26 protein-coding genes and 1 riboswitch are annotated in these 20,709 nt (G+C 63.3%); of the genes, 7 read left to right on the top strand and 19 right to left on the bottom strand.

Features of this window, described 5'->3' with window-relative positions:
• Positions 1 to 11: 11 nt before the first annotated feature.
• The 10 genes from ACL0K2_RS16940 to ACL0K2_RS16895 all read right to left on the bottom strand — a co-directional run bounded on the left by ACL0K2_RS16940 (position 12) and on the right by ACL0K2_RS16895 (position 7,122).
• Entirely contained in the window at positions 12 to 812 is an 801-nt protein-coding gene (locus ACL0K2_RS16940) for a cobalamin-binding protein (protein ID WP_413043089.1), read from the bottom strand.
• Complete coding sequence (locus ACL0K2_RS16935; protein WP_413043088.1) at positions 812 to 1,231, bottom strand: hypothetical protein; 420 nt, start codon at positions 1,229 to 1,231, stop codon at positions 812 to 814. Before ACL0K2_RS16935 ends, ACL0K2_RS16940 begins: the two co-directional genes overlap by 1 nt.
• Positions 1,228 to 1,845: a GTP cyclohydrolase II gene (gene ribA, locus ACL0K2_RS16930; RefSeq protein WP_045163742.1), complete on the bottom strand. Its 618-nt coding sequence runs from the start codon at positions 1,843 to 1,845 to the stop codon at positions 1,228 to 1,230. Before ribA ends, ACL0K2_RS16935 begins: the two co-directional genes overlap by 4 nt.
• 119 nt (positions 1,846 to 1,964) lie before the next feature.
• Positions 1,965 to 2,612 carry a TIGR02281 family clan AA aspartic protease gene (locus tag ACL0K2_RS16925; RefSeq protein WP_045163743.1) on the bottom strand — a complete coding sequence of 216 codons (648 nt, stop codon included), beginning with the start codon at positions 2,610 to 2,612 and terminating at the stop codon, positions 1,965 to 1,967.
• A gap of 87 nt (positions 2,613 to 2,699) precedes the next feature.
• Positions 2,700 to 3,200, bottom strand: coding sequence for a phosphatidylglycerophosphatase A (locus tag ACL0K2_RS16920; RefSeq protein ID WP_413043087.1), 501 nt, complete (start codon positions 3,198 to 3,200; stop codon positions 2,700 to 2,702).
• 41 nt (positions 3,201 to 3,241) lie between these two features.
• Positions 3,242 to 4,201 (bottom strand): thiamine-phosphate kinase, encoded by a 960-nt coding sequence (gene thiL, locus ACL0K2_RS16915; RefSeq protein ID WP_413043086.1) that lies wholly within the window; start codon positions 4,199 to 4,201, stop codon positions 3,242 to 3,244.
• Between the two features lie 12 nt (positions 4,202 to 4,213).
• The gene (gene nusB / locus ACL0K2_RS16910) at positions 4,214 to 4,699 is read right to left on the bottom strand and encodes a transcription antitermination factor NusB (RefSeq protein ID WP_122163749.1); all 486 of its coding nucleotides are present in this window, start codon (positions 4,697 to 4,699) and stop codon (positions 4,214 to 4,216) included.
• Positions 4,696 to 5,172: a 6,7-dimethyl-8-ribityllumazine synthase gene (gene ribE, locus ACL0K2_RS16905; RefSeq protein ID WP_019340068.1), complete on the bottom strand. Its 477-nt coding sequence runs from the start codon at positions 5,170 to 5,172 to the stop codon at positions 4,696 to 4,698. Before ribE ends, nusB begins: the two co-directional genes overlap by 4 nt.
• Before the next feature lie 196 nt (positions 5,173 to 5,368).
• Entirely contained in the window at positions 5,369 to 6,448 is a 1,080-nt protein-coding gene (ribBA, locus tag ACL0K2_RS16900; protein WP_045163746.1) for a bifunctional 3,4-dihydroxy-2-butanone-4-phosphate synthase/GTP cyclohydrolase II, read from the bottom strand.
• An 11-nt stretch (positions 6,449 to 6,459) separates the two neighbouring features.
• Complete coding sequence (locus tag ACL0K2_RS16895; protein WP_413043085.1) at positions 6,460 to 7,122, bottom strand: riboflavin synthase; 663 nt, start codon at positions 7,120 to 7,122, stop codon at positions 6,460 to 6,462.
• Between the two features lie 117 nt (positions 7,123 to 7,239).
• A riboswitch (FMN riboswitch) is annotated at positions 7,240 to 7,399 on the bottom strand.
• Between the two features lie 353 nt (positions 7,400 to 7,752).
• Between ACL0K2_RS16895 and ACL0K2_RS16890 the strand changes: the two genes are divergently transcribed.
• Positions 7,753 to 8,526, top strand: coding sequence for a hypothetical protein (locus ACL0K2_RS16890; RefSeq protein WP_413043084.1), 774 nt, complete (start codon positions 7,753 to 7,755; stop codon positions 8,524 to 8,526).
• A 40-nt stretch (positions 8,527 to 8,566) separates the two neighbouring features.
• Here ACL0K2_RS16890 and ribD read toward each other — a convergent pair whose 3' ends face one another.
• Together ribD and nrdR are read right to left on the bottom strand one after the other, a co-directional pair.
• The gene (gene ribD, locus ACL0K2_RS16885; RefSeq protein ID WP_413043083.1) at positions 8,567 to 9,676 is read right to left on the bottom strand and encodes a bifunctional diaminohydroxyphosphoribosylaminopyrimidine deaminase/5-amino-6-(5-phosphoribosylamino)uracil reductase RibD; all 1,110 of its coding nucleotides are present in this window, start codon (positions 9,674 to 9,676) and stop codon (positions 8,567 to 8,569) included.
• Positions 9,673 to 10,137: a transcriptional regulator NrdR gene (nrdR, locus tag ACL0K2_RS16880; protein WP_025243143.1), complete on the bottom strand. Its 465-nt coding sequence runs from the start codon at positions 10,135 to 10,137 to the stop codon at positions 9,673 to 9,675. Before nrdR ends, ribD begins: the two co-directional genes overlap by 4 nt.
• A gap of 115 nt (positions 10,138 to 10,252) precedes the next feature.
• On the opposite strand from nrdR, the gene ACL0K2_RS16875 reads away from it, so the two are divergent.
• The 4 genes from ACL0K2_RS16875 (at position 10,253) to trxA (ending at position 12,917) form a co-directional block, all read left to right on the top strand.
• Positions 10,253 to 10,681 (top strand): YbaY family lipoprotein, encoded by a 429-nt coding sequence (locus ACL0K2_RS16875; RefSeq protein ID WP_045163750.1) that lies wholly within the window; start codon positions 10,253 to 10,255, stop codon positions 10,679 to 10,681.
• Complete coding sequence (locus tag ACL0K2_RS16870) at positions 10,678 to 11,361, top strand: class I SAM-dependent methyltransferase (protein WP_045163751.1); 684 nt, start codon at positions 10,678 to 10,680, stop codon at positions 11,359 to 11,361. The genes ACL0K2_RS16875 and ACL0K2_RS16870 overlap by 4 nt, the downstream gene beginning before the upstream one ends.
• A 64-nt stretch (positions 11,362 to 11,425) precedes the next feature.
• Positions 11,426 to 11,956, top strand: coding sequence for an RNA 2',3'-cyclic phosphodiesterase (thpR, locus tag ACL0K2_RS16865; protein ID WP_045163752.1), 531 nt, complete (start codon positions 11,426 to 11,428; stop codon positions 11,954 to 11,956).
• Between the two features lie 91 nt (positions 11,957 to 12,047).
• Positions 12,048 to 12,917 carry a thioredoxin gene (gene trxA / locus ACL0K2_RS16860; protein WP_413043082.1) on the top strand — a complete coding sequence of 290 codons (870 nt, stop codon included), beginning with the start codon at positions 12,048 to 12,050 and terminating at the stop codon, positions 12,915 to 12,917.
• 64 nt (positions 12,918 to 12,981) lie between these two features.
• On the opposite strand, the gene ACL0K2_RS16855 is transcribed toward trxA, so the two are convergent.
• From ACL0K2_RS16855 to ACL0K2_RS16845, 3 genes are all read right to left on the bottom strand, one after another.
• Complete coding sequence (locus ACL0K2_RS16855; RefSeq protein ID WP_045163754.1) at positions 12,982 to 13,575, bottom strand: HAD family hydrolase; 594 nt, start codon at positions 13,573 to 13,575, stop codon at positions 12,982 to 12,984.
• Positions 13,572 to 14,441 (bottom strand): acyl-CoA thioesterase II, encoded by an 870-nt coding sequence (tesB, locus tag ACL0K2_RS16850; RefSeq protein ID WP_045163755.1) that lies wholly within the window; start codon positions 14,439 to 14,441, stop codon positions 13,572 to 13,574. Before tesB ends, ACL0K2_RS16855 begins: the two co-directional genes overlap by 4 nt.
• Positions 14,442 to 14,522: 81 nt before the next feature.
• Positions 14,523 to 15,086, bottom strand: coding sequence for a GNAT family N-acetyltransferase (locus tag ACL0K2_RS16845; protein ID WP_413043081.1), 564 nt, complete (start codon positions 15,084 to 15,086; stop codon positions 14,523 to 14,525).
• 77 nt (positions 15,087 to 15,163) lie between these two features.
• On the opposite strand from ACL0K2_RS16845, the gene ACL0K2_RS16840 reads away from it, so the two are divergent.
• Both ACL0K2_RS16840 and ACL0K2_RS16835 read left to right on the top strand, forming a co-directional pair.
• Positions 15,164 to 16,084, top strand: coding sequence for a histone deacetylase (locus tag ACL0K2_RS16840; protein WP_045163757.1), 921 nt, complete (start codon positions 15,164 to 15,166; stop codon positions 16,082 to 16,084).
• A 54-nt stretch (positions 16,085 to 16,138) separates the two neighbouring features.
• Entirely contained in the window at positions 16,139 to 17,389 is a 1,251-nt protein-coding gene (locus tag ACL0K2_RS16835) for a TIGR03862 family flavoprotein (RefSeq protein WP_045163758.1), read from the top strand.
• A gap of 53 nt (positions 17,390 to 17,442) precedes the next feature.
• Here ACL0K2_RS16835 and ACL0K2_RS16830 read toward each other — a convergent pair whose 3' ends face one another.
• The 4 genes from ACL0K2_RS16830 to ACL0K2_RS16815 form a co-directional block, all read right to left on the bottom strand.
• Entirely contained in the window at positions 17,443 to 17,751 is a 309-nt protein-coding gene (locus tag ACL0K2_RS16830; protein ID WP_413043080.1) for an AzlD family protein, read from the bottom strand.
• The gene (locus tag ACL0K2_RS16825) at positions 17,748 to 18,455 is read right to left on the bottom strand and encodes an AzlC family ABC transporter permease (protein ID WP_045163760.1); all 708 of its coding nucleotides are present in this window, start codon (positions 18,453 to 18,455) and stop codon (positions 17,748 to 17,750) included. Before ACL0K2_RS16825 ends, ACL0K2_RS16830 begins: the two co-directional genes overlap by 4 nt.
• A gap of 146 nt (positions 18,456 to 18,601) precedes the next feature.
• On the bottom strand, positions 18,602 to 19,927 hold the full coding sequence (locus tag ACL0K2_RS16820) for a DEAD/DEAH box helicase (protein ID WP_045163761.1): 1,326 nt from the start codon (positions 19,925 to 19,927) through the stop codon (positions 18,602 to 18,604).
• 227 nt (positions 19,928 to 20,154) lie between these two features.
• Positions 20,155 to 20,682: an NYN domain-containing protein gene (locus tag ACL0K2_RS16815; RefSeq protein ID WP_413043079.1), complete on the bottom strand. Its 528-nt coding sequence runs from the start codon at positions 20,680 to 20,682 to the stop codon at positions 20,155 to 20,157.
• Positions 20,683 to 20,709 lie beyond the last annotated feature (27 nt).

Genomic DNA, 20,709 nt, shown 5'->3' with positions numbered 1-20,709 from the left:
GACCTTCCGGCTCAGCGCGCCGCTCCAGCCATCACCTCACAGAGCTTCCCGATCGCACCCAGCATCTGGAAGCTCGGCCGCTCAAGACCCTTGTCCGGCACTTCCCACAGCTGGCCCTTGCGCACCGCGATGAGTCGGGGCCAGGCTTTCCACTCGGAAAGCTGAGCGCCGCTGCCGGCGAGGATCACCTCGGGATTGCGCGATAGCACGGACTCGATGCTGACCTGAGGGGCAGGCAGTTGCAGATCAGCGAACACGTTGCGACCGCCGCAGACCTCAATGGCATCGCTGATGATCTGTCGGCCACCGAGGGTGTACAGCGGGCGGTTCCAGATCTGATAGAACACCGTCAGCGGACGCTCGCGATGGTAACGTCGATGTAATCGATCCAGGCCCTGCTTGAACGCTCGCTCGAGCTCCCGACCCTGCACGTCTCGACCAATCCGCTCGCCAATCAGCGCGAACTGTTCGGACAACTCAGCCAGCGAGGTCGGCTGTGCAACCAGCACTGGGATGCCGAATTGCGTCAGCTGCTCACGTTGTGCCTGGCTGATGCTGTCCGGCCTGAGCAGCACCAGTGTCGGTTGCAGCGCCAGCAGGCTTTCCATTTCCAACTGACCGAGCCGCCCCACGGATGGCAAACCGGCCAGTGCAGCTGGCCGCTCGCCGCCGTCGAGCACACCGACCAGCAGATCGTCCGCATTCAGCTCCAGCATGATTTCGCTCAGCGAAGGCGCCAGGCTGACCACCCGCTCCGTTGCTGCAAGCAAAGGCGAGGTCGACAGCGCAACGGCCAGCAGTAGCGCACGCATCATTGCAGCTGACGCGGAATGCGGTAGAGCAACAGCAGCACCAGACTGCCCGAGACCAGCAGCCCTTGTGCGACGGGCTCGAGGCCGAGCGGCGCACCGATGGCGGCGAGCCACGCCGGTAGCGCGGCGGTCCGCAACGCCCGCAGCCGAACGGCGCGTAACGCCGCCCACGCGGATGCTTCGGCATCACTACCCAGATCTTTTTCAGTAGCAATCAGGGCGTGCTTGTAGGCCGTAAAACGGGGCAGATTGAGAAACAGCGTGGCGAGGCCGACGAGGAACAACGGCAGGGCCAGCGGCTCGCCGAAGCGGCCCGCCAGTTGGGGAAGCTGGCTGCTGATGAGCACGGGTACGACCATGAAAAGCAGATACCGCCAGCCTTCGAGCGCCAACTGACGGCGGGTCGCCGTGCGGTTCACGACTGCTCGGCTTCGCCCTGGTGAATTTCGCCGAGCATGTGGCCAAGCTTACCGGCCTTGGTGGCGAGGTACTTGCGGTTGTGCGGATTGTGCGCGATCTGCAGCGGCATGCGTTCGGCGATGCGAATACCGAAGCCCTGTAGCGCTTTGACCTTGCGCGGGTTGTTGGTCATCAGCTTGATCTCGGCGATGCCCAAGTGCTCGAGCATGGGCAGGCAGATCGCATAGTCGCGCATGTCGGGAGCAAAGCCGAGGCGCTCATTGGCCTCGACGGTATCGGCGCCGCCATCCTGCAGTTCGTAGGCGCGGATCTTGTTCAGCAGCCCGATGCCGCGACCTTCTTGACGAAGGTAGAGCAGCGCGCCGCGACCCTCTTCGGAAATCGCGCGCAGTGCGGCTTCCAGCTGGAAACCACAATCGCAGCGCAAACTGAAAAGGGCATCGCCCGTCAGGCATTCGGAATGCAGACGACCCAATACGGGCCTGCCATCTGCAACATCGCCCAGCGTCAGTACGACATGTTCCTTGCCAGTGTCCTGATCGAGAAAACCATGCATGGTGAACACACCGAACGGCGTCGGCAGTTTGGAAGCGGCGACGAACACGACAGACACCGGAGAAACTCCAGAAGGCAGAAAAGCGGATATTGTAACAGCAGTCCTGCGACAAGCTGTATCGGAAGATGCCGCGGGCGCGGACCGATACGGCTTGGGTTTGGGAAGAAGGCGCCGGCTCAGATTTTTGATTCGAGCTTCAGGACACCCTGATCTTCCCGCCAGCTGACGCGGCTGAGAAAACTCATGCCCAACAGGGCATCCGAAGGTGACCCGCCCTCCACCACTACGGCCTCTACACCGAGCACATCGATGGCACCCACCTTGACGCTGTTGAGATGCACTCGCCAAGCCTTGGCCGTGCCGCCAGCGGTGCTGACCACGATCGGCTTGCCGTCGACGCGATAATCGATTCCCAGACGTCGCGCCTGGATCTCGTTTATCGCGACCGAGGTAGCCCCCGTATCGACGAGAAACTGCACCGACTGGCCATTGATGGAACCGGCCACCCAGTAGTGACCGCCCTGCCCCCGTGCGATGCTCAGTTGCCGGCGATCAGGCTCAGCGAACCCGACGCTCAGTTCGCGACTCAGCGTATAGCGCCGCTCGATGCCATCGACCCGCAGCACCGCGCCTTTGGAATCAGCACTAATCACCTCGACACCGCCCGGCCCCACCTGACCGACGCGCACCAGTTTGCGCTGGCCATCGACATTCACCACCGCGGCACCGGGAAACAGACCGACCACCTGCACCAGCGGCGCCGCTGCGATGACAAAGGATACAAACGACAGAGAGGCCGCGAATAGCAGGATTACGGAGCGCATCAGTAGCGGCTTCCTTGAAACGGGATAGCTCGACATTCTTCCATGAGTATCAGGGTCGATACAGCGATCAGCCGCACAGCCCGGACTTCAACCCAGCCCCAGCACCGCCAGGTGCATCAGAGCGCAGGCGGCAAAGCCGGCAAGGATATCGTCGAGCATGATCCCCAGCCCACCGTGCACATGGCGGTCCACCCAACTGATCGGCCATGGTTTGAAGATGTCGAGCACCCGGAACACCACGAACCCGAGCAGCAGCCAGTACCAGCCCGCAGGCACCAGCCAGAAGGTGATCCAGATGCCGGCGAACTCGTCCCAGACGATGCCTTCATGGTCATGTACGCCCAGATCCTCGGCGACCTTGCCGCACAGCCAGATCCCGAACAGCATGCTGGCGACGATCACCAGCCCGTAGCCCCAGCCCGGCAGGGCCTGCCACAGCGGCACGAACGCCAGCGCGAGGAGCGATCCCCAGGTCCCGGGAGCTTTCGGCAACGTCCCGGAGCCGAAACCGAAGGCCAGGTTGTGCCAAGGGTTGCTCCATACTGATACGGGCACCGCTTCGACGGCAGGCTGCAGGGAATCGGTCAAACGGCTGTCCTCTCTTATTCTGGCGGCGCTATCCAGCCCGCTCAGCCACTGAAATGGTTGTAGCCCTGACTGACCAGCGTGATCGCCTGGCCGCGGGCGTTCAGCAACCGCACGCCCGCCCCGACTGCCACATGGCCGATCACATGAACCGGCCAGCCATCGTCCTGCAAGGCCGCCAACTCGTCGGCTGGCAAGGTAAACGCCAGCACGTAATCGTCGCCACCGCTCAGGCCGTATTGCAGGGCCTGGTCAGAGCCTGCGAAGCGCACCAGCGCGTCCGTCAAGGGTAGCTTCATCTGTTCGATGCACAACAGGACGCCGGACGCAGCGGCGATGTGCCCACAGTCGGCCAGCAGTCCATCGGAGATATCCAGCGCCGCGCTCGCCTTGCCGCGTAGCGCCTGTCCCAGCGCCAGCTGCGGTTGTGGCAACCAGTAATGTCTAAGCAACGCCGCCGCGTCAGCCGTCCCCTGCTCGCGCTCACCCAGCACGATAGGCAGCGCACCGGCCGCATTGCCAAGCGCGCCGCCGACGCACAGCAGATCGCCCGGCTGCGCGCCACTGCGCAGCAATCCCTGACCCGCCGGCACCCGACCGAACACCGTCAGCGTCATGCTCAGCGGGCCGCGCGTGGTGTCGCCACCAATCAGACGCATCGCGCAGCCCGCCGCCATCGTGTCGAGGCCACGGGCGAATTCGGCTAGCCAGTTGGAATCAGCATCGGGAAGGGTCAGCGCCAGCGTGAAACCGATCGGTGTCGCACCCATTCCCGCCAGATCACTGGTGGAAACCGCCAGTGCACGCTGGCCGAGCAGGTAAGGATCACAAGGATCGGGGAAATGGATGCCGGCGACCAGCGTGTCGCTGGATACCGCTAACTGTTCGCCTGCCGGCAATGCTAGCAAGGCGCAGTCATCGCCGATGCCCAACACGACATCACCGCCGGCCCTGGCACAAGCGGCAGCGGCGAAGTAATGGCGGATCAGCTCGAACTCACCCATCAAGACGCAAACTCAGCGCTTGTGAGCGCCAACCTCGGCACTGCGCAGGCTGGGTGCCAGCTTGTCCAGCACGCCGTTGACGAACTTGTGCCCGTCGGTGGCACCGAACACCTTGGCCAGCTCGATGCCTTCGTTGATCACCACCCGATACGGCACATCGATGCGATGCATCAGCTCGTAGGTGGACAGGCGCAGAACGGCCAGTTCCACCGGGTCGAGTTCTTCGAGCGGACGATCGAGGTGAGGCACGATGGCGCCGTCGACTTCGGTCTTGGCGCGCGCCACGCCGGTCAGCAGCTCATGGAAGTAGTTGCCGTCGACGCCGGAGAAATCGTTGTCGACGCGAAACTGCGCCTCGATTTCGTTGAGGCTCTGACCCGCCATGTGCCACTGATAAAGCGCCTGCATCGCCAGGCTGCGCGCCACACGGCGCGTTGCGATCTTGCCCTTGGCCTTGGGCTGCGGGGCGTCCTGGCTGTCGTCGTGATTAAGGCTCACTTGGCCTCCAGCTGCGCCAGCAGACTCACCATTTCCAGAGCGGAAAGTGCGGCTTCGGCACCCTTGTTGCCAGCCTTGGTGCCGGAGCGCTCGATAGCCTGTTCGATAGAATCGACGGTCAGTACGCCGAAGGCGACCGGCACGCCGAACTCCATGGAGACCTGCGACAGGCCTTTGGTGCACTCACCAGCGACGTATTCGAAATGTGGGGTGCCGCCGCGAATGACCGCGCCGAGGGCGATGATCGCGTCGTACTCGCCCTGCTGGGCAACTTTCTGCGCGACCAGGGGAATCTCGAAGGCGCCCGGTGCACGGATGATGGTGATGGCGTCTTCTGCGATGCCGTGGCGCACCAGCGCATCGACGGCGCCGCTCACCAGGCTCTCGACAACGAAGCTGTTGAAGCGGCCAACGACCAGGGCGAACTTGCCCTGCGGGGCGATGAAGGTACCTTCGATGGTCTTCAGTGTCATGGAAACAATCTCATATAGCGTTAAAGAGCTTGTGGGCTTTCAGGCAGCCCGGCGGGGCAGCGCGTAGCGAGCGCAGAGCAGACAAGGCGAAAACAGGCGAGGCGGCGATGCTTTTTATCTCTGTAGCACTGTTGTAAATGAGCAAGCCGAGCCTGTTTTCAACGCAGTATGTCCAAGCGCAGTAGCGCGGCAGCCCTCACTCAGCGGGCAGGTATTCTACAACTTCCAGGTCGAACCCGGATATCGCATTGAATTTCATCGGCGAACTCATCAGGCGCATCTTGCGCACCCCCAGGTCGCGAAGGATCTGCGAGCCCGCGCCGACCGTGCTGTATGTCGCCGGCGTCGGCAACTGCTGGCGGCTCAGCTGAGCCAGCAGATGCGGCCCGGTCAGCGGGTTGCCCAGCAGCAGCACCACCCCACTACCGGCCTTGGCCACTTCGCTCATCGCGGCGCGCAGGCTCCAGCGCCCCGGCACGGTCACCAGTAGTAGGTCGCGCAGCGGCTCCATGTTGTGCACGCGCACCAGCGTGGGGTTTTCCGGCGATATCTCACCACGGGTCAGCGCCATGTGCACGGTGTCTTCGACACCGTCGCGGTAGGTCACCAGGGTGAACTGGCCCAGCTCGGTTTCCAGCGGCTGTTCGGAGACGCGCTCGACGGTGCGCTCGTGGATCATCCGGTAATGGATCAGGTCGGCGATGGTGCCGATCTTCAGGCCATGCTGCTCGGCGAACAGTTCCAGTTCCGGACGACGCGCCATGGTGCCGTCGTCATTCATGATTTCGCAAATCACCCCCGAAGGCTCGAAACCGGCCATGCGCGCCAGATCGCAGGCTGCTTCGGTGTGTCCCGCGCGCGCCAGGACACCGCCCGGTTGCGCCATCAACGGGAAGATATGGCCGGGGCTGACGATATCTTCGGCTACTGCGTTCTTCGCCACAGCGGCCTGTACGGTGCGCGCGCGGTCGGCGGCGGAGATACCGGTGGTGACGCCCTCGGCCGCCTCGATCGACACGGTGAATTTGGTGCCGAAGCCTGAACCATTGCGCGGCGCCATCAGCGGCAGTTGCAGGGTCTCGCAGCGCTCACGGGTCATCGGCATGCAAATCAGGCCGCGGGCGAAACGGGCCATGAAGTTGATGTGCTCGGCGGTCACGCATTCGGAGGCGACGATGATGTCGCCCTCGTTCTCGCGGTCCTCGTCATCCATAAGGATGACCATCTTGCCGGCGCGGATGTCTTCGATCAGTTCTTCAGCGGTATTCAGAGCCATGGGGCCGATCCTTATTTATGCAGGTAGCCGTGTTCGGCCAGAAAGCTTTCCGTCAGGCCCGACGCATTGGGCTCGGCCGCCTTGTCGCCCAGCAGCAAGCGTTCCAGGTAACGGGCTAGCAGATCCACTTCCAGGTTCACCTGCCGCCCGGGGCGATAGTCGACCATGATGGTTTCAGTCAGGGTATGCGGGACGATGGTGAGTTCGAATTCCGCGCCGCTCACGGCATTGACCGTAAGGCTGGTCCCGTCGACCGTGATCGAGCCCTTGAGCGCGATGTACTTAGCCAGCTCACGCGGCGCGCGGATGCGAAACTGCACAGCGCGAGCATTTTCCTCGCGTGCCACCACCTCGCCGACACCGTCGACGTGACCGCTGACCAGATGCCCGCCGAGACGGCTGGTCGGTGTCAGTGCTTTCTCGAGATTGACTCGGCTGCCGGCCTTGAGATCGACGAAGGCCGTGCGGGCCAACGTTTCGCGGCTGACATCGGCCCAGAAGCCATAGCCCGGCAGCTCGACGGCAGTCAGGCAGACGCCATTGACCGCGATACTGTCGCCGAGCTTGACGTCCGACAGGTCCAACTTGCCGGTTTCGACCAACACCCGAACGTCACCGCCTTTTGGCGTCATGGCGCGGATGGTGCCGATGGATTCGATTATTCCAGTGAACATGCGGCCTCCCGCGGAAGGCTGTTGAAACGATGCATATGACCAACTCCTGTTTTGGAAAAAACAGGGCTGCAGATCGATAGGGAGTAGACGCACGCACGGAAGGCGCCCGTCGAGGCATCCCGCTCTCTCTTCATCCGGACTATACCGTCGGCCCCGGAATCGCACCGGGTCTGCTGACCTTGCCAAAGACAAGCGCTCGCGGGCTAGCGATCGTTGGCCGAACCAACCGCATCACATTACCGCCGGTGGGGAATCGCACCCCGCCCTGAGAACGTGGGCCGTTTTATGGCCCGGCGCAGTTTTTACCACAGATGCGCCCGCTCTGCAGCCGGCAAACGACTGCGGCGCAACGAAAAGTAGTCTCCGAGCGAGCCATCGCAGCGGCGTGCCCTGACACCTTTTCAACCGCAAGGTGAAACTCCCGTTTCGCTTGTTTGTCCATAGGCATCGCTGCGCCTCTACGGCAGAACACCGTCCAAGGAGATGGCAGAAAAGACGATCAGGATGGAACGTCGCTCCAGCATTACGCGTACCGATACGCCGAGCCAGGGTCAGTTCGTACTTGACGGCCCCGGCAGATCAGGTCGCGATAAGGAACACGCTCCGGTCCCTTTATTCAGGTGCCGAGAGATGGATATATCAGGGCTTACCTCTTTGGAAGAGTCGACTGCGCAATGGGCGGCCGAGATCGATTCCAACGGCTTCACGGTGCTGCAAAATTACCTTTCGCCCGAACTGCTCGAGCAAGGCCGCGACTTCATTGAGCAACAGGCGGCGAGCCATGGTGGCGAATACTTCGCCATCCATGGCATTGAAGCGTTGGGCGGCAGTATCGTCGCGGCGCTGGCGCTTTCCGCGCCATTCAAGGAGATGCTGACAGGCCTGTACCGACTCCAGACCGGCCGGGATCCAGCCGCAATGGAACAGATCTTCCCGGTGGTCCGCTGCCTGCAAGGCCGCAGCGGTCTCAAGCAGTCGCATTTCTACCATTTCGATGCCACGGCGGTTACGGCCCTGCTCCCCCTGTTCATCCCGACCGAGGGCGAGCATTGTGGCGATCTGATCATCTTTCCCAACCTTCGGCCGGTGCGCTTCAATGCCCTGCGCAACGTGATCGAAAAGGCGCTGCTGCATAACTCGGTCAGCAAGAAGCTGGTGGCGTTCGCGGTCAGGCGCGGTTGGTTGCGGCCGATCCGACTAAAGCTGGTGCCGGGCAACCTCTACCTGTTCTGGGGATACCGCAGCCTGCACGCCAACGATCGATGCGACCCCACCATGCTGCGCGCCACTGCGCTGTTCCACTTCGGCAATCCACATCACGACAGCCGGCTCGCACGGCGGTTATTGGGCTCCAACAAGCGCCGCGCAAGCCTGGACCACAATGGCTTGAAGCCGGTGAGTTAAGGAACATGCCGCCAGGGCCGGTCCTAGCCCCGATGCAGGATCAGCCAGACGGACGGGCAATGATCCGCCAGTCATCGCCGATCGCGCGGATATCGATGATCCTGAGTTCGCGCGCTTCGCTCATGCGATCCAACGGCAGCTCCAGCAGCGGACGGGCCGAGGAACCGAGAAATTTGGCGGCAACGAAGATCTGGTATTCGTCGATCAAGCTTCGCGTGGCAAAGGCTCCGACGAGCCGAGGACCGGCTTCGAGCAACACTTCGTTGGCGCCGCGGCTGGCGAGTTCGCGCAACAGGCCGTGCAGATCGACCCGCCCGTCGCCATTCGTCAGTTCCACTACCTCATGGCCAGCGGCGCGGTGCAGCACGGCGCGTCCGATCGCCGCCGTAGCCACCAATGCCGGCCCAGCCTGAAAGAAAGGCGCATCCAGCGGCACCCGCAGCTGACCATCGATCAGCACCCGCAGCGGCGGGCGCTGCATGGCCAGCGCGCTCAGTTCGTCATCCAGCCCAAGCTCGGCGGTACGCACCGTCAGCCGTGCATTGTCCATCAGCACGGTATCGGCGCCGGTCAGTACCACGCTGGACTGCCCACGCAGCCGCTGCACCTCGGCACGGGCCGCAGGGCCGGTGATCCACTGGCTTTCGCCACTGGCCATGGCCGTGCGGCCATCCAGGCTCATCGCCAGTTTCGCGCGCAGATAGGGCAGGCCGGTTTCCATACGCTTGATGAAGCCGACGTTGAGGGCCCGCGCCTCGCTCTCCAGCACTCCGCTGGTGACCTCGATACCGACGCTGCGCAGACGCTCGAGCCCACGCCCGGCGACCTGGGGATTAGGGTCCTGCATCGCCGCCACGACACGGCTGACACCGGCCTTGACCAGGGCCTCGGCGCAAGGGGGCGTCCGCCCGTGATGGCTGCAGGGTTCGAGCGTAACGTAGGCGGTGGCGCCGCGGGCGCGCTCGCCAGCCTGGCGCAAGGCATGCACCTCGGCATGCGGCTCGCCGGCTCGCACATGCCAGCCCTCGCCGATCAGTTCATTGTTCTTGACGATTACGCAGCCGACACGCGGATTGGGATGCGTCGAATACAACCCTTTGCGCGCCAACTGCAGGGCGCGGGCCATCCAGGCGTGATCGGCGGCAGTCATTCTTTCGCGGGTTCGCGAGACAGGCGTTCGATTTCCTCGCGGAATTCGTTGAGGTCCTGGAAGCGGCGGTAGACCGAAGCGAAGCGGATATAGGCAACCTCGTCGAGCTTCTGCAGCTCGACCATCACCAGCTCACCGAGCACCCGCGACTTGATTTCCCGCTCGCCAGTGGCCCGCAGGCGATGCTTGATATGGGCGATGGCCTCTTCCAGGCGTTCGACACTCACCGGGCGCTTTTCCAGCGCGCGCTGCATGCCGGCACGCAGCTTTTCCTCGTCGAACGGCTGGCGGCTGCCGTCCTGCTTGATCAGCCGCGGCATGACCAGCTCGGCGGTTTCGAAGGTGGTGAAACGTTCGCCGCAGGCGAGGCACTCGCGGCGGCGGCGCACCTGATCGCCCTCGGCCACAAGGCGCGAATCGATGACTTTGGTGTCATGTGCACCACAGAAGGGACAATGCATGGTTTAGAGCTGTCAGACGTCGGGAGAGCCATGGTAGCGCATCCCGTCGGCAAGACAAATCGAGCGGATTGTTGCTATACAGGCGCGCATTTATCGCCAGACTTCGGAGCCGTCCGTGCCGTTACGTCCTTTTGTTCTGCCCGTTTTACTGCTGGTGTTGGTGGGTTGTTCGAGCCAGCAATCCCAGCGCCCCTCGGCACCCGTCACCTTCGAGGATCCGCCCGCGGCCGTGACACCGTTGCACGAACTGCATGGCAGTCTGATCGGCGTCCCAGCTGACAGCGAAGTCGAGCTGGCGCTGTTGGAAGTCAACCGTCGCGACCAGCCCGATCGTTTGTTGAGTAGCGTGCAACTCAAAGGCCGTGGCAATGAACTGCCGTTCATCCTCAAATTCAACGCCGAAAAGTTTCCTCTGGATCAGCAAGTCGAGCTGCGCGGCCGGGCGACCCGCTCCGGGCAACTGATCATGCGCCTTCCGGCGGTGCGCATCAGCAGCCCGGCCAGCCAATCGCTGGGCCCGCTGCGATTGGTTCCGGCGCCTTGAGACCGCCAGCTGCACTACAGGCGGCGCTGGCCGACCTGCTTGGCGACGCTCGCCTGAGCATCGAGACGCTGCCCGATACCGACATTCGCTTGTGGCTGATCGATGCGGCAAACATGGACCGTGCCTTCAGCCCGGAGGAAACCCGACGGATTCTCGAAGAACCGCCCTATTGGTGCTTCTGCTGGGCCAGCGGCTTGGTGTTGGCACGCTGGCTCGCCACGCATCCGGAATGGGTGCGCGGAAAGCGGGTACTGGATTTCGGCTCGGGTTCGGGCGTCGCCGCGATCGCCGCGGCCAAAGCCGGCGCATTGGAAGTGGTGGCCTGCGACCTCGACCCGATCGCATTGACCGCCTGCCGCGCCAACGCGGAGCTCAACGGTGTGCAGCTCGGTTATTCGGAAGACTTCTTCGCCGAGACCGATCGCTACGACCTGATCATCGTCGCCGATGTGCTCTACGACCGCGCCAATCTGCCGCTGCTCGATCAATTCCTCAGCCGTGGCCGCCAGGCGCTGGTCGCCGATTCGCGGGTGCGCGATTTTCAGCATGCGTTGTATGGTCGTCTGGCCATTCTGGATGCCTGCACCTGGCCGGATCTGGCCGAGCCGGCGGAGTTCCGTCGGGTCAGTCTCTACCACGCCAGTCGCCACGTCGAGGCTGAATCCCTGGGTGCCGGCTGAGGTCTATCGCAGATAGCTGGCGTAGCGTCGCTGCAGCATGAGCCGAGCCCCAGAGGAGGCCATCATGTCCACCGAGAAACCCCTGCGTCTGTTTTTCGCCCTGTCCTGCCCGCCTCCGTTGGCGGAAGCCATCTGTAGCTGGCGCGACAGCCAGAACCTAGGCGGTCGCCCCGTGGCGCAGGCCAACCTGCACCTCACGCTGGCGTTTCTGGGTGGCCAGCCGACGGCGAAGCTGGAGGGGCTGAAGCAGCTCGGAGACCACCTGCGCGCTGACGCCTTCACGCTGCGGCTGGATCAGCTGCAGACGATCGGCCACGGCTTCGCCTGCCTGATTCCCAGCCAGGTCCCGCCACCATTGAGCCAACTGGTCGAACAGTTGCATGCCGGCCTGTCCACCCACGGCTTCGCTCTCGACTCGCGGCCGTTTCTGCCGCACATGACACTGTCGCGCGAAGCCCAGGCGCAGCCAGACGGCGCACCGCCCACATTCAAATGGCAGGTGGAGCGCTTCGGCCTCTTCCTGTCGGAAAACACCGGGAACGGTGTGCGCTACCGCGAGCTGGAGAACTGGCCGTTGAAGGCGCCAAGCGGCTGAACCGTGACGCGTGCGCCACTTGCTTCCGCTTCGGCGCGCCCCCACTTAACATGCACGCCTCATTTCGCATGCGCCCATTTCGAGAACTCCGATGAGCCAGACTCCCTACATCTTCGACGTCAGCAACGCCAACTTCGAGCAGCTGGTGCTGGAAAACTCCTTCCACAAGCCGGTGCTGGTGGACTTCTGGGCCGAGTGGTGCGCGCCATGCAAGGCGCTGATGCCGCTGTTGGCGAAGATCACCGAGGAATACCAGGGAGAGCTGTTGCTGGCGAAGGTCAACTGCGACATCGAACAGGACGTCGTGGCCCGTTTCGGCGTGCGCAGCCTGCCTACCGTGGTGCTGTTCAAGGACGGCCAGCCGGTCGATGGTTTCGCCGGAGCCCAACCGGAATCGGCAATTCGCGCCATGCTCGAACCGCACGTACCCGCACCCGCCGCTCCTGAGACCGACCTGCTGGAAACCGCCCAGGCGCTGTTCGCCGAAGGGCGCATTGGCGAGGCGGAAAACCTGCTCAAGCAGTTGCTGGTCGAAGACAACGAGAACGCCGCAGGCCTGATCCTTTATGCCCGCTGCCTGGCCGAACGCGGCGAACTGGCCGAGGCCGAAACGGCGCTCGGCGCCGTCAAAGGTGACTCCCACAAGCAAGCGCTGGCTGGCGCCCGCGCGCAGCTGACCTTCTTGCGTCAGGCCAATGACCTGCCAGAAGTCGCCGATCTCAAGAGCCGTCTGGCACAAAACGCCGACGACGATGAAGCGGCTTATCAATTGGCCATTCAACAACTGGCGCGGCAGCAACACGACGCGGCACTGGATGGTCTGCTGAGGCTGTTCGTGCGCAACCGCGGCTACGCCGAAGGCCTGCCACACAAGACGCTGCTGCAGGTATTCGACCTGCTGGGCAGCGACCATCCGCTGGTTACCACCTATCGGCGCAAGCTGTACCAAGCGCTGTACTGAGCCGAAAAAGGCCTCCGATCGGAGGCCTTTTGGAGCAACTTTTCGTCTCGCCGGACCATCATCATCAGCTCGCCAGCATCTCGTGCAACCGTAGACAATCGCGCACATACAGATCGGTCAGTTCCGGCCATGGATTGACCGGCACATTGACCAGCACGCCATGCGCGCCAGCCGCCTTGGCGCATTCCAGGTCGAAGCGATAGTCGCCCACCATCACCAGTTCCCGCGGGTCGACGCCCCACTTGTTCGCCAGGTGCAGCAGGCCGCCGGGATCGGGCTTGGGCGGCGCTTCATCGCGGCCGAGGATATCTTCGCTGGCGAAATACTCGCCCAGTCCCACCGCCTGTAAGGTCACCAGTGCCAGTTCGTGGGCATTGCGGGTCAGCACGCCGAGCCGGCAACCCCTGTTACTGAGTGCACGCAACAGCTCGCGAGCGCCCGTCGCCGGCGTGGCCGCGTAGGCTAACTCACGTTCGTGCTCCAACAGCCAGGCGCGCTTGTTGGCGGCTTCGTCGGCCGGCAGCGCGGCGAGGTGGTGAAGGATGTCGTCGTCCTCCGGAATGTCCAGCGCACGCTTGATCGCCGGGAAGTCATGCACGGCGATCGTCAGCGTACCGTCCATGTCGAATACCCAGTGGCGTGCGTCGGCCAGCCTCACTTCCAGTCCTCACGCACCCGCACCAGCCCTTCCTGCGCCACCGAAGCGACCAGCTCGCCGGCGCGATTGAAGATGCTGCCGCGGGCGAAACCGCGGGCATTTCCAGCCCAGGGGCTATCCATGGAGTACAGCAGCCATTCGTCCGCGCGTACCTCGCGATGGAACCAGATGGCGTGATCCAGGCTCGCCAATTGGATGAATTTGCTCCAGGAGCTGACACCATGGGGTTGCAGGGCGGTGCCGATGAAGCTGAAGTCCGAGGCATAGGCGACCAGATATTTGTGCAACGCCGGGTTATCCGGTAGCGAACCGTCGGCACGGAACCAGATATGCCGGATCGGTTCGATCGGCTGTGGGTTGATCGGGTCCTGCAGGGTCACCGGGCGAATCTCGATCGGCTTGGGTCGGCGCAACTTCTCCGCGACCCGCTCCGGAACCAACGGCGTCAGTTTGTGCATCAGCTCCCACTCGCTGGCGAGATTTTCCGGCCCGACCACATCGGGCATCTTCAGTTGATGTTCGTAACCGGTCTCGTCCGCCTGGAACGAAGCGCTGCAGGTGAAGATGGTCTGGCCTTTCTGGATCGCACTGACGCGCCGGGTGCTGAAGCTACCGCCATCACGCACCCGATCGACGTCATAGACCACCGGCTGATGGGAATCACCGGGGCGTAGGAAGTAGCCGTGCATGGAATGCACATGGCGCTCCGATGCCACGGTCTGGCTGGCTGCGGACAACGCCTGACCGACCACCTGGCCGCCGAACAACTGCGGAAATCCCAGGTCCTGACTGGCGCCGCGGAACAGGTTTTCCTCGATTCGTTCCAGCGACAGCAGGCTGACGAGCGTGTCTAGGGTGTCGGTCATGGCGGTGTTCCTATGGATATGCGGGCACGGGGCAAGCGCGCAATGTTACGTATTTCACCGGATTCGCTCCAGCAATTGGGCTTATCGTCGGGCATCGGCCCAATTTTCCCGCGTGATTCGATACAACACGTGATCACGCAGCGGATGGCCTTCGGGGATGTCTGGATGCTCGAAGTCATGCTGCGCTTCGTGCTGCATGCCCAGTACGCTCATCAACTGCCTGGACGGTTCATTGATCGCGGCGGTGTATGCCACCACGTCCGACAGTTGCAGGCGGTCGAAGGCGCAGGTCAGGGCCGCTTGCGCCGCCTCCCGGGCCAGCCCTTGTCGCCATTGGTCGGGGACGAGTCGCCAAGCTATTTCCACGGCCGGGCAAAATGGCAGCTTTAGGCGGCTCCAGGCCAGCCCGGTCAAGCCGATGAAGCATCCGTCGTCCTTGCGTTCCAGCGCCCAGACGCCGAAACCGTGCCGGGCGAAGTGCATCCGCCAGCGCGCCAGCGCCGCGGCGCAGTCATCACGCGAAAGCAACGCCGGGAAATAGCGCATCACCAGCGGGTCGGCGCACATCGCCGCGAGTGATTCGAGATCGTCGTCATGCCAGCGACGCAGCCGCAGGCGTGGGGAGTCCAGTTCAATACGCGTCATCGCTTCTTCCGTGCTGTTCCTTGAGGGGCCGGCTGCCGAATCGGCATACTTTCGGCTGACCATTCGAGCGTCGATCGATGTTCCTACCGCTGATATTTCATGAGGATTACAGCCCGCCGCTGCCACCAGGGCATCGCTTCCCCATGGAGAAATTCCGACTGCTGCGCGATCACCTGGTCGCCAGCGGTCTAACCACAGACGAGGCGCTATTGCGTCCCGAACTCTGCCCGACCGATCTGCTCACACTGGCTCACGATCGAGCTTACGTCGCGCGCTACTGCAGCGGCGACATGAGCCGTGATGAATTGCGCCGCCTGGGCCTGCCCTGGAGCCCACCGTTGGCGCAGCGTACCCTTCGCGCGGTCGGCGGATCGCTGCTTGCCGCAGAGCTGGCTTTGCAACACGGGCTGGCCTGTCATCTGGCGGGCGGCACCCACCATGCCCATCACGATCATGCCTCCGGCTTCTGCATATTCAACGATCTGGCGGTGATCGCCCTTTCGCTACTGGAGCGCGGCCGCGTCGGCCGCGTGCTGATCTTCGACTGCGACGTCCACCAGGGCGACGGCACCGCGCGGATACTCGAGCATACCGCCGACGCGGTGACAGTATCGCTGCATTGCGAGAAGAACTTTCCGACACGCAAGGCCCGCAGCGACTGGGATATCGGGCTGCCGCCAGGTCTTGGCGACACGCAATATCTCAAAGCGGTCGACGACGCGCTCAACTATCTGTTACCGCTGTATCAGCCAGATCTGGTGATCTACGATGCCGGCGTCGATGTTCATCGCGACGATGCGCTGGGCTTGCTCAACCTCACTGATGAAGGGCTGGCGATGCGAGACAGCGCGGTGATAGAGCATTGCCTGGGCCGGGACATTCCGGTGGTTGGAGTGATCGGTGGCGGCTACGACAAGGACCGGGCGCTGTTAGCCCGTCGTCATGCGCAGCTGCATTTCAGCGCCGCCGAGGCCTGGCGGCGTCACGGACTGAGTTGAGAGCGTGGCGTGAATCCGGCACAGAAATGGCCCGCGGCCAGGTCAGCCGCTACAATGCCCGCCCCGCAACTGCCGGCTGCAACCATGCCTCTTGAACCTCGCGTTGCCATCATCGGCGGCGGTCCCGCCGGACTGATGGCCGCCGAAGTGTTGAGTCAGGCCGGCGTCGCGGTCGACCTGTACGACGCCATGCCCTCGGTCGGCCGCAAGTTTCTGCTAGCCGGCGTCGGCGGGATGAACATTACCCATTCCGAAGCCTTAGAGCCTTTCGTCGCTCGCTACCGCGAACGCGCGCCGGAGCTGCGCGTCCTGCTTGAGGCCTTTCCCCCCGATGCGCTGCGCGAATGGATTCACGGGCTGGGGATCGACACCTTCATCGGCAGTTCGGGGCGCGTATTTCCATCGGACATGAAGGCCGCCCCGCTGCTGCGCGCCTGGCTGCGGCGTCTACGCGACGCCGGCGTGCGAATCCATACACGTCACCGCTGGCTGGGCTGGCACGCCGACGGCAGCCTCCGGCTGCACGGCCCGGAGGGTGACCTGAGCGTCAGCGCCGATGCGGTCTTGCTGGCTCTGGGCGGTGGCAGTTGGGCGCGACTGGGCTCCGATGGTGCCTGGGTGCCGCTGCTGCACGATCGTGGTATCGACGTCGCGCCCCTGCGTCCGGCCAACTGCGGTTTCGAGGTGGCCGGCTGGAGCCAGCACCTGCAGGAAAAATTCGCCGGCGCGCCGCTGAAGACGGTCAGCCTCGGCCTGCCCGATGGCGTGCGGCGCAAGGGCGAGTTCGTTCTCACCGCCACGGGTATCGAAGGCAGCCTGGTCTATGCGCTGTCTGCCGAGATCCGTCAGGCCATCGAGCGGAATGGCCAGGCCACCGTATTGCTGGACCTGCTGCCCGATCATCAGCTGGAAAGAATTGCTCAGGCGCTGGCCAAGCCCCGAGGCTCGCAATCCATGGCCAAGCATCTCAAACGTCAGCTGGGCCTCGATGGCGTCAAGGCCGGCCTGCTGCGTGAGCTGACCCGCGCCGAGACCTTTCAGGACACCCGTGCGCTCGCCGCGGCGATAAAATCGTTACCGATCACGCTGCTGCGGCCGCGACCATTGGACGAAGCCATCAGCAGCGCCGGTGGCGTTCCGTTCGAAGTGCTGGACGATGGCCTGATGCTGCGCCAGTTGCCCGGCGTGTTCTGCGCCGGCGAAATGGTCGACTGGGAGGCTCCGACCGGGGGTTATCTGCTGACAGCCTGCTTTGCCAGCGGCCGTGCGGCGGCAGCAGGCATGCTTCGCTGGCTACAGGGCTGACATCCGCCTGATACAGAACCGCAAGCCGCAACGTTCAGCGATCGAGCCGATATTCATAGATGCCTGAACAGCGCCACGCTGATCACCCCGGCCGCGATCGCAGGCAACGGTTTCTTGACCAACAGCATCGTCACCGCTGTGACCAGAAAAGCCAGCCGCGCGCCGTTGTCCCCATTGACGGCCATGGGTGTCAGCAACGCCACCAGCACCGAGCCAGACATGGCGCTGATGAATTGTTCGGTTCTGTGGCTGATGGGCACGAACGACATGACAAACACACCGCCCCAGCGAGTCACCAAGGTCACCGCGGCCATGATCAGGATGATGATCAACGCGCCGGACTCCGCCGTCTCTATCATCATTTCTTTTCCATCCACAGCGCGCCCAATATCCCGCCAGCCAGCGCGCCAGCAACCACGTGGCTATTGGCGGGCAGGTACCAGTACGCCAACATCGATGCGCATCCAGCCACTATCCAGATAACGGTCATGCGCAGGTTTTTCTTCCCGCCGACGACCATCGCCAGAAGAAAACACCCCATGACCATGTCCAGCCCCCAACTGACCGGATCGTGGATGGCGCTGCCGAAATACAGTCCCAGCCAGGTACCCAGTACCCAGAACGTCCAGAGCGCAAGACCGCCGCCGAACAGAATACCCAAGCCCGGCTTCCCTCGACTGAAGGCTTGCATGGACATGGCCCAGTTGGCATCCGAAACCACGAACATCACGGCGTAACGCTTCAGTGGCGGCAGATGGCGCAGCCAGGGGTACAGGGTCGCTCCCATCAACAGATGCCGAGCGTTGACGGCGAAGACGGTCACCATCAGCGGGACGATCGGAACATGGGTTCCCCAGAGTTCCAGCGACGCGAACTGCGAAGCGCCGGCAAACACCAGGCTGCTCATGATGATGATGGAATAATCATCGAGCCCCGCCTGCGTTGCAGCCAGACCGAAGGCCAACCCGAATACGATGACAAACAGTGAAATTGGCGTCAGCTGCTTGAACCCGGCCCACACGTCATGACGACTGAGCTCTTGAAGTTCTGCATCGGTATTTGTCAAAACGCACCTCTCTTGTCCGTTTCATTGCGGCATTGCAGGCGGCTCGATGACTGGAGCTTCCCGCTAGCGCGTCATCGAGCGAATGACCGAATCGCAGACGCCGCGGCAGCAAAGCCCGCGCATGCCGCCAGTGAATCGCACGAAGGCTAGCGCTTCTTTGCCGGCTTCGCCCCGCCCAGGGTCGGCACCTTGCGGATCGGCTTGACGTTGGGCTTCTCGCTTTCGTCGAACCAGTTGCCCAGATGAATGCGGCCTTTGCCGGTGGCGGTCTTGGGCTTCTTCGGTTTCTTCGGCTTCTTGATGATCTGGCCACCGGGTTGGGTGGTCGGCACGCGGTGATCGGGAACGAAGCCCGGCTCGTCATGGCGCGGCAGTACCTGGCCGATCAGCGTCTCGATGGCTGCCAGTTGGTCGACTTCATCCGCAGCCACCAGCGAGACCGCCTCGCCGGTGGCACCAGCGCGTCCGGTACGGCCGATACGGTGCACATAGTCTTCGGCGATGATCGGCAGGTCGTAGTTCACCACCTGCGGCAGGTCATGGATATCCAGTCCACGCGCGGCCACGTCGGTGGCTACCAGCACCTGCACCTCGCCCGCCTTGAAGCGCTCCAGTGCGCGCAGTCGCGAGGCCTGTGGCTTGTCGCCGTGAATCGCGTCGCTGGATATGCCGGCGGCCTGAAGTTCGTCGACCAGCTGATCGACGCCTTTGCGCGTCTTGACGAAGACCAGCGCCTGGCCCCATCGCCGGTCCGCCAGCAGATGCAGGAACAGCTCGGACTTGCGTTTCTTGTCCACCGGCACCAGCCATTGCTTGACTGTCTTGGCGGCGGCGTTGCGTGGGTTGACCTCGATCGACAGGGGGTCGCGCAGCAGCTTCTGCGCCATCTGCCGAATCGCGTCGGAGAAGGTCGCGGAGAACATCAAGGTCTGGCGCTTCTTCGGCAGCGCGCTGAACAGCGCGTCCAATTCCTCCGAGAAGCCGAGGTCGAGCATACGGTCGGCCTCGTCCAGCACCAGGGTCTGCACCTGGCCGAACTTAACCGCGTTCTGGCGATAAAGGTCGAGCAACCGGCCCGGCGTCGCCACCAGCACGTCGATGCCTTTGCGCAGAGCCATCATCTGCGGGTTGAGGCTGACCCCGCCGTAAACCGCATAGCTGCGCAGCGGCAAGTTCTGGCCGTAGGCGCGGAAGCTCTCATGCACCTGCTCAGCCAGCTCACGGGTGGGCACCAGAACCAAGGCGCGAATCGAGTTGCTCGCCACTTGCGGTCCTTCATGCAGCAACCGTTGCAGCAGCGGCAGGGCGAAACCGGCGGTCTTGCCGGTGCCGGTCTGCGCCGCGGCCATCAGGTCACGGCCTTTGAGCACGGCCGGAATGGCCTTGGCCTGAATCGGCGTCGGCTGGGTGTAGTCGAGGGATTCGAGAGTGCGCAGCAGCGGATCGATCAGGCCCAGGGAGGCGAAGGTCATGGCGAAAACCGGGAGTACGGAAACGAGGTGCGCAGTTTACTCGGAATGGAAGCTGGAAGCTGGAAGCTGGAAGCCAAGCGTAGGGTGGATGTCGCTTCCTACATCCACCGCAACACTGCTCGCCGGGTCGGCAAAGCGTGACTGACCGAGAGCCGCTTCGGGTAAGACCGGCGAATGTAGCACCGGAGACAGTGTCGCTTTCGGTTCCATACCGCTAACCGCCACCTCTAACGCAACAGCAGCTTGCCTTCGATAGGCACGTAACGGCTGGCGGCACGAATCAGCGAGTTGGCCGTCAGACCGGGCGCACCATAGACCGTTGCCTCGGCGCCACCGGCGCGCACGCGATCGAGCAGCAGGTCGAAGTCACCATCGCCGGAGGCCAGCACCACCTCGTCGACATGCCCGGCGGTGTCCAGCACATCGATAGTGATTCCGACGTCCCAGTCGCCCTTGGCGGAGCCATCGCTGCGCTGGATATAGGGTTTGAGCCTCACTGTGAAACCCAGGTTGCGCAGGATTTGCTGGAACTGCTGTTGCTTGGAATCGCCTCGATCGATGGCATAGGCGTAGGCCTCGACGATCTCGCCACGGGCGCTGATCTCCGCCCACAGCGCGGCGTAGTTGAAGTGGCAGCCGTGGGCCTGGCGCACCGTGTAGTAGAGGTTCTGTACATCGGCAAACAGGGCGATCTTCTTCACGCGGCGACCCGAACGGTGAAAGGGTTGATCAGTATGGACGGCAATGTCGCGCATGTCGCCGCCCGCCTCCTTGGGCTAAAG

The sequence above is a fragment of the Pseudomonas sp. YJ42 genome (assembly GCF_047225135.1).
GTDB lineage: Bacteria > Pseudomonadota > Gammaproteobacteria > Pseudomonadales > Pseudomonadaceae > Stutzerimonas > Stutzerimonas stutzeri_E.
Note: the sequence above shows the minus strand (reverse complement) of the source record. Positions and strands in the feature narration are given on the sequence as shown.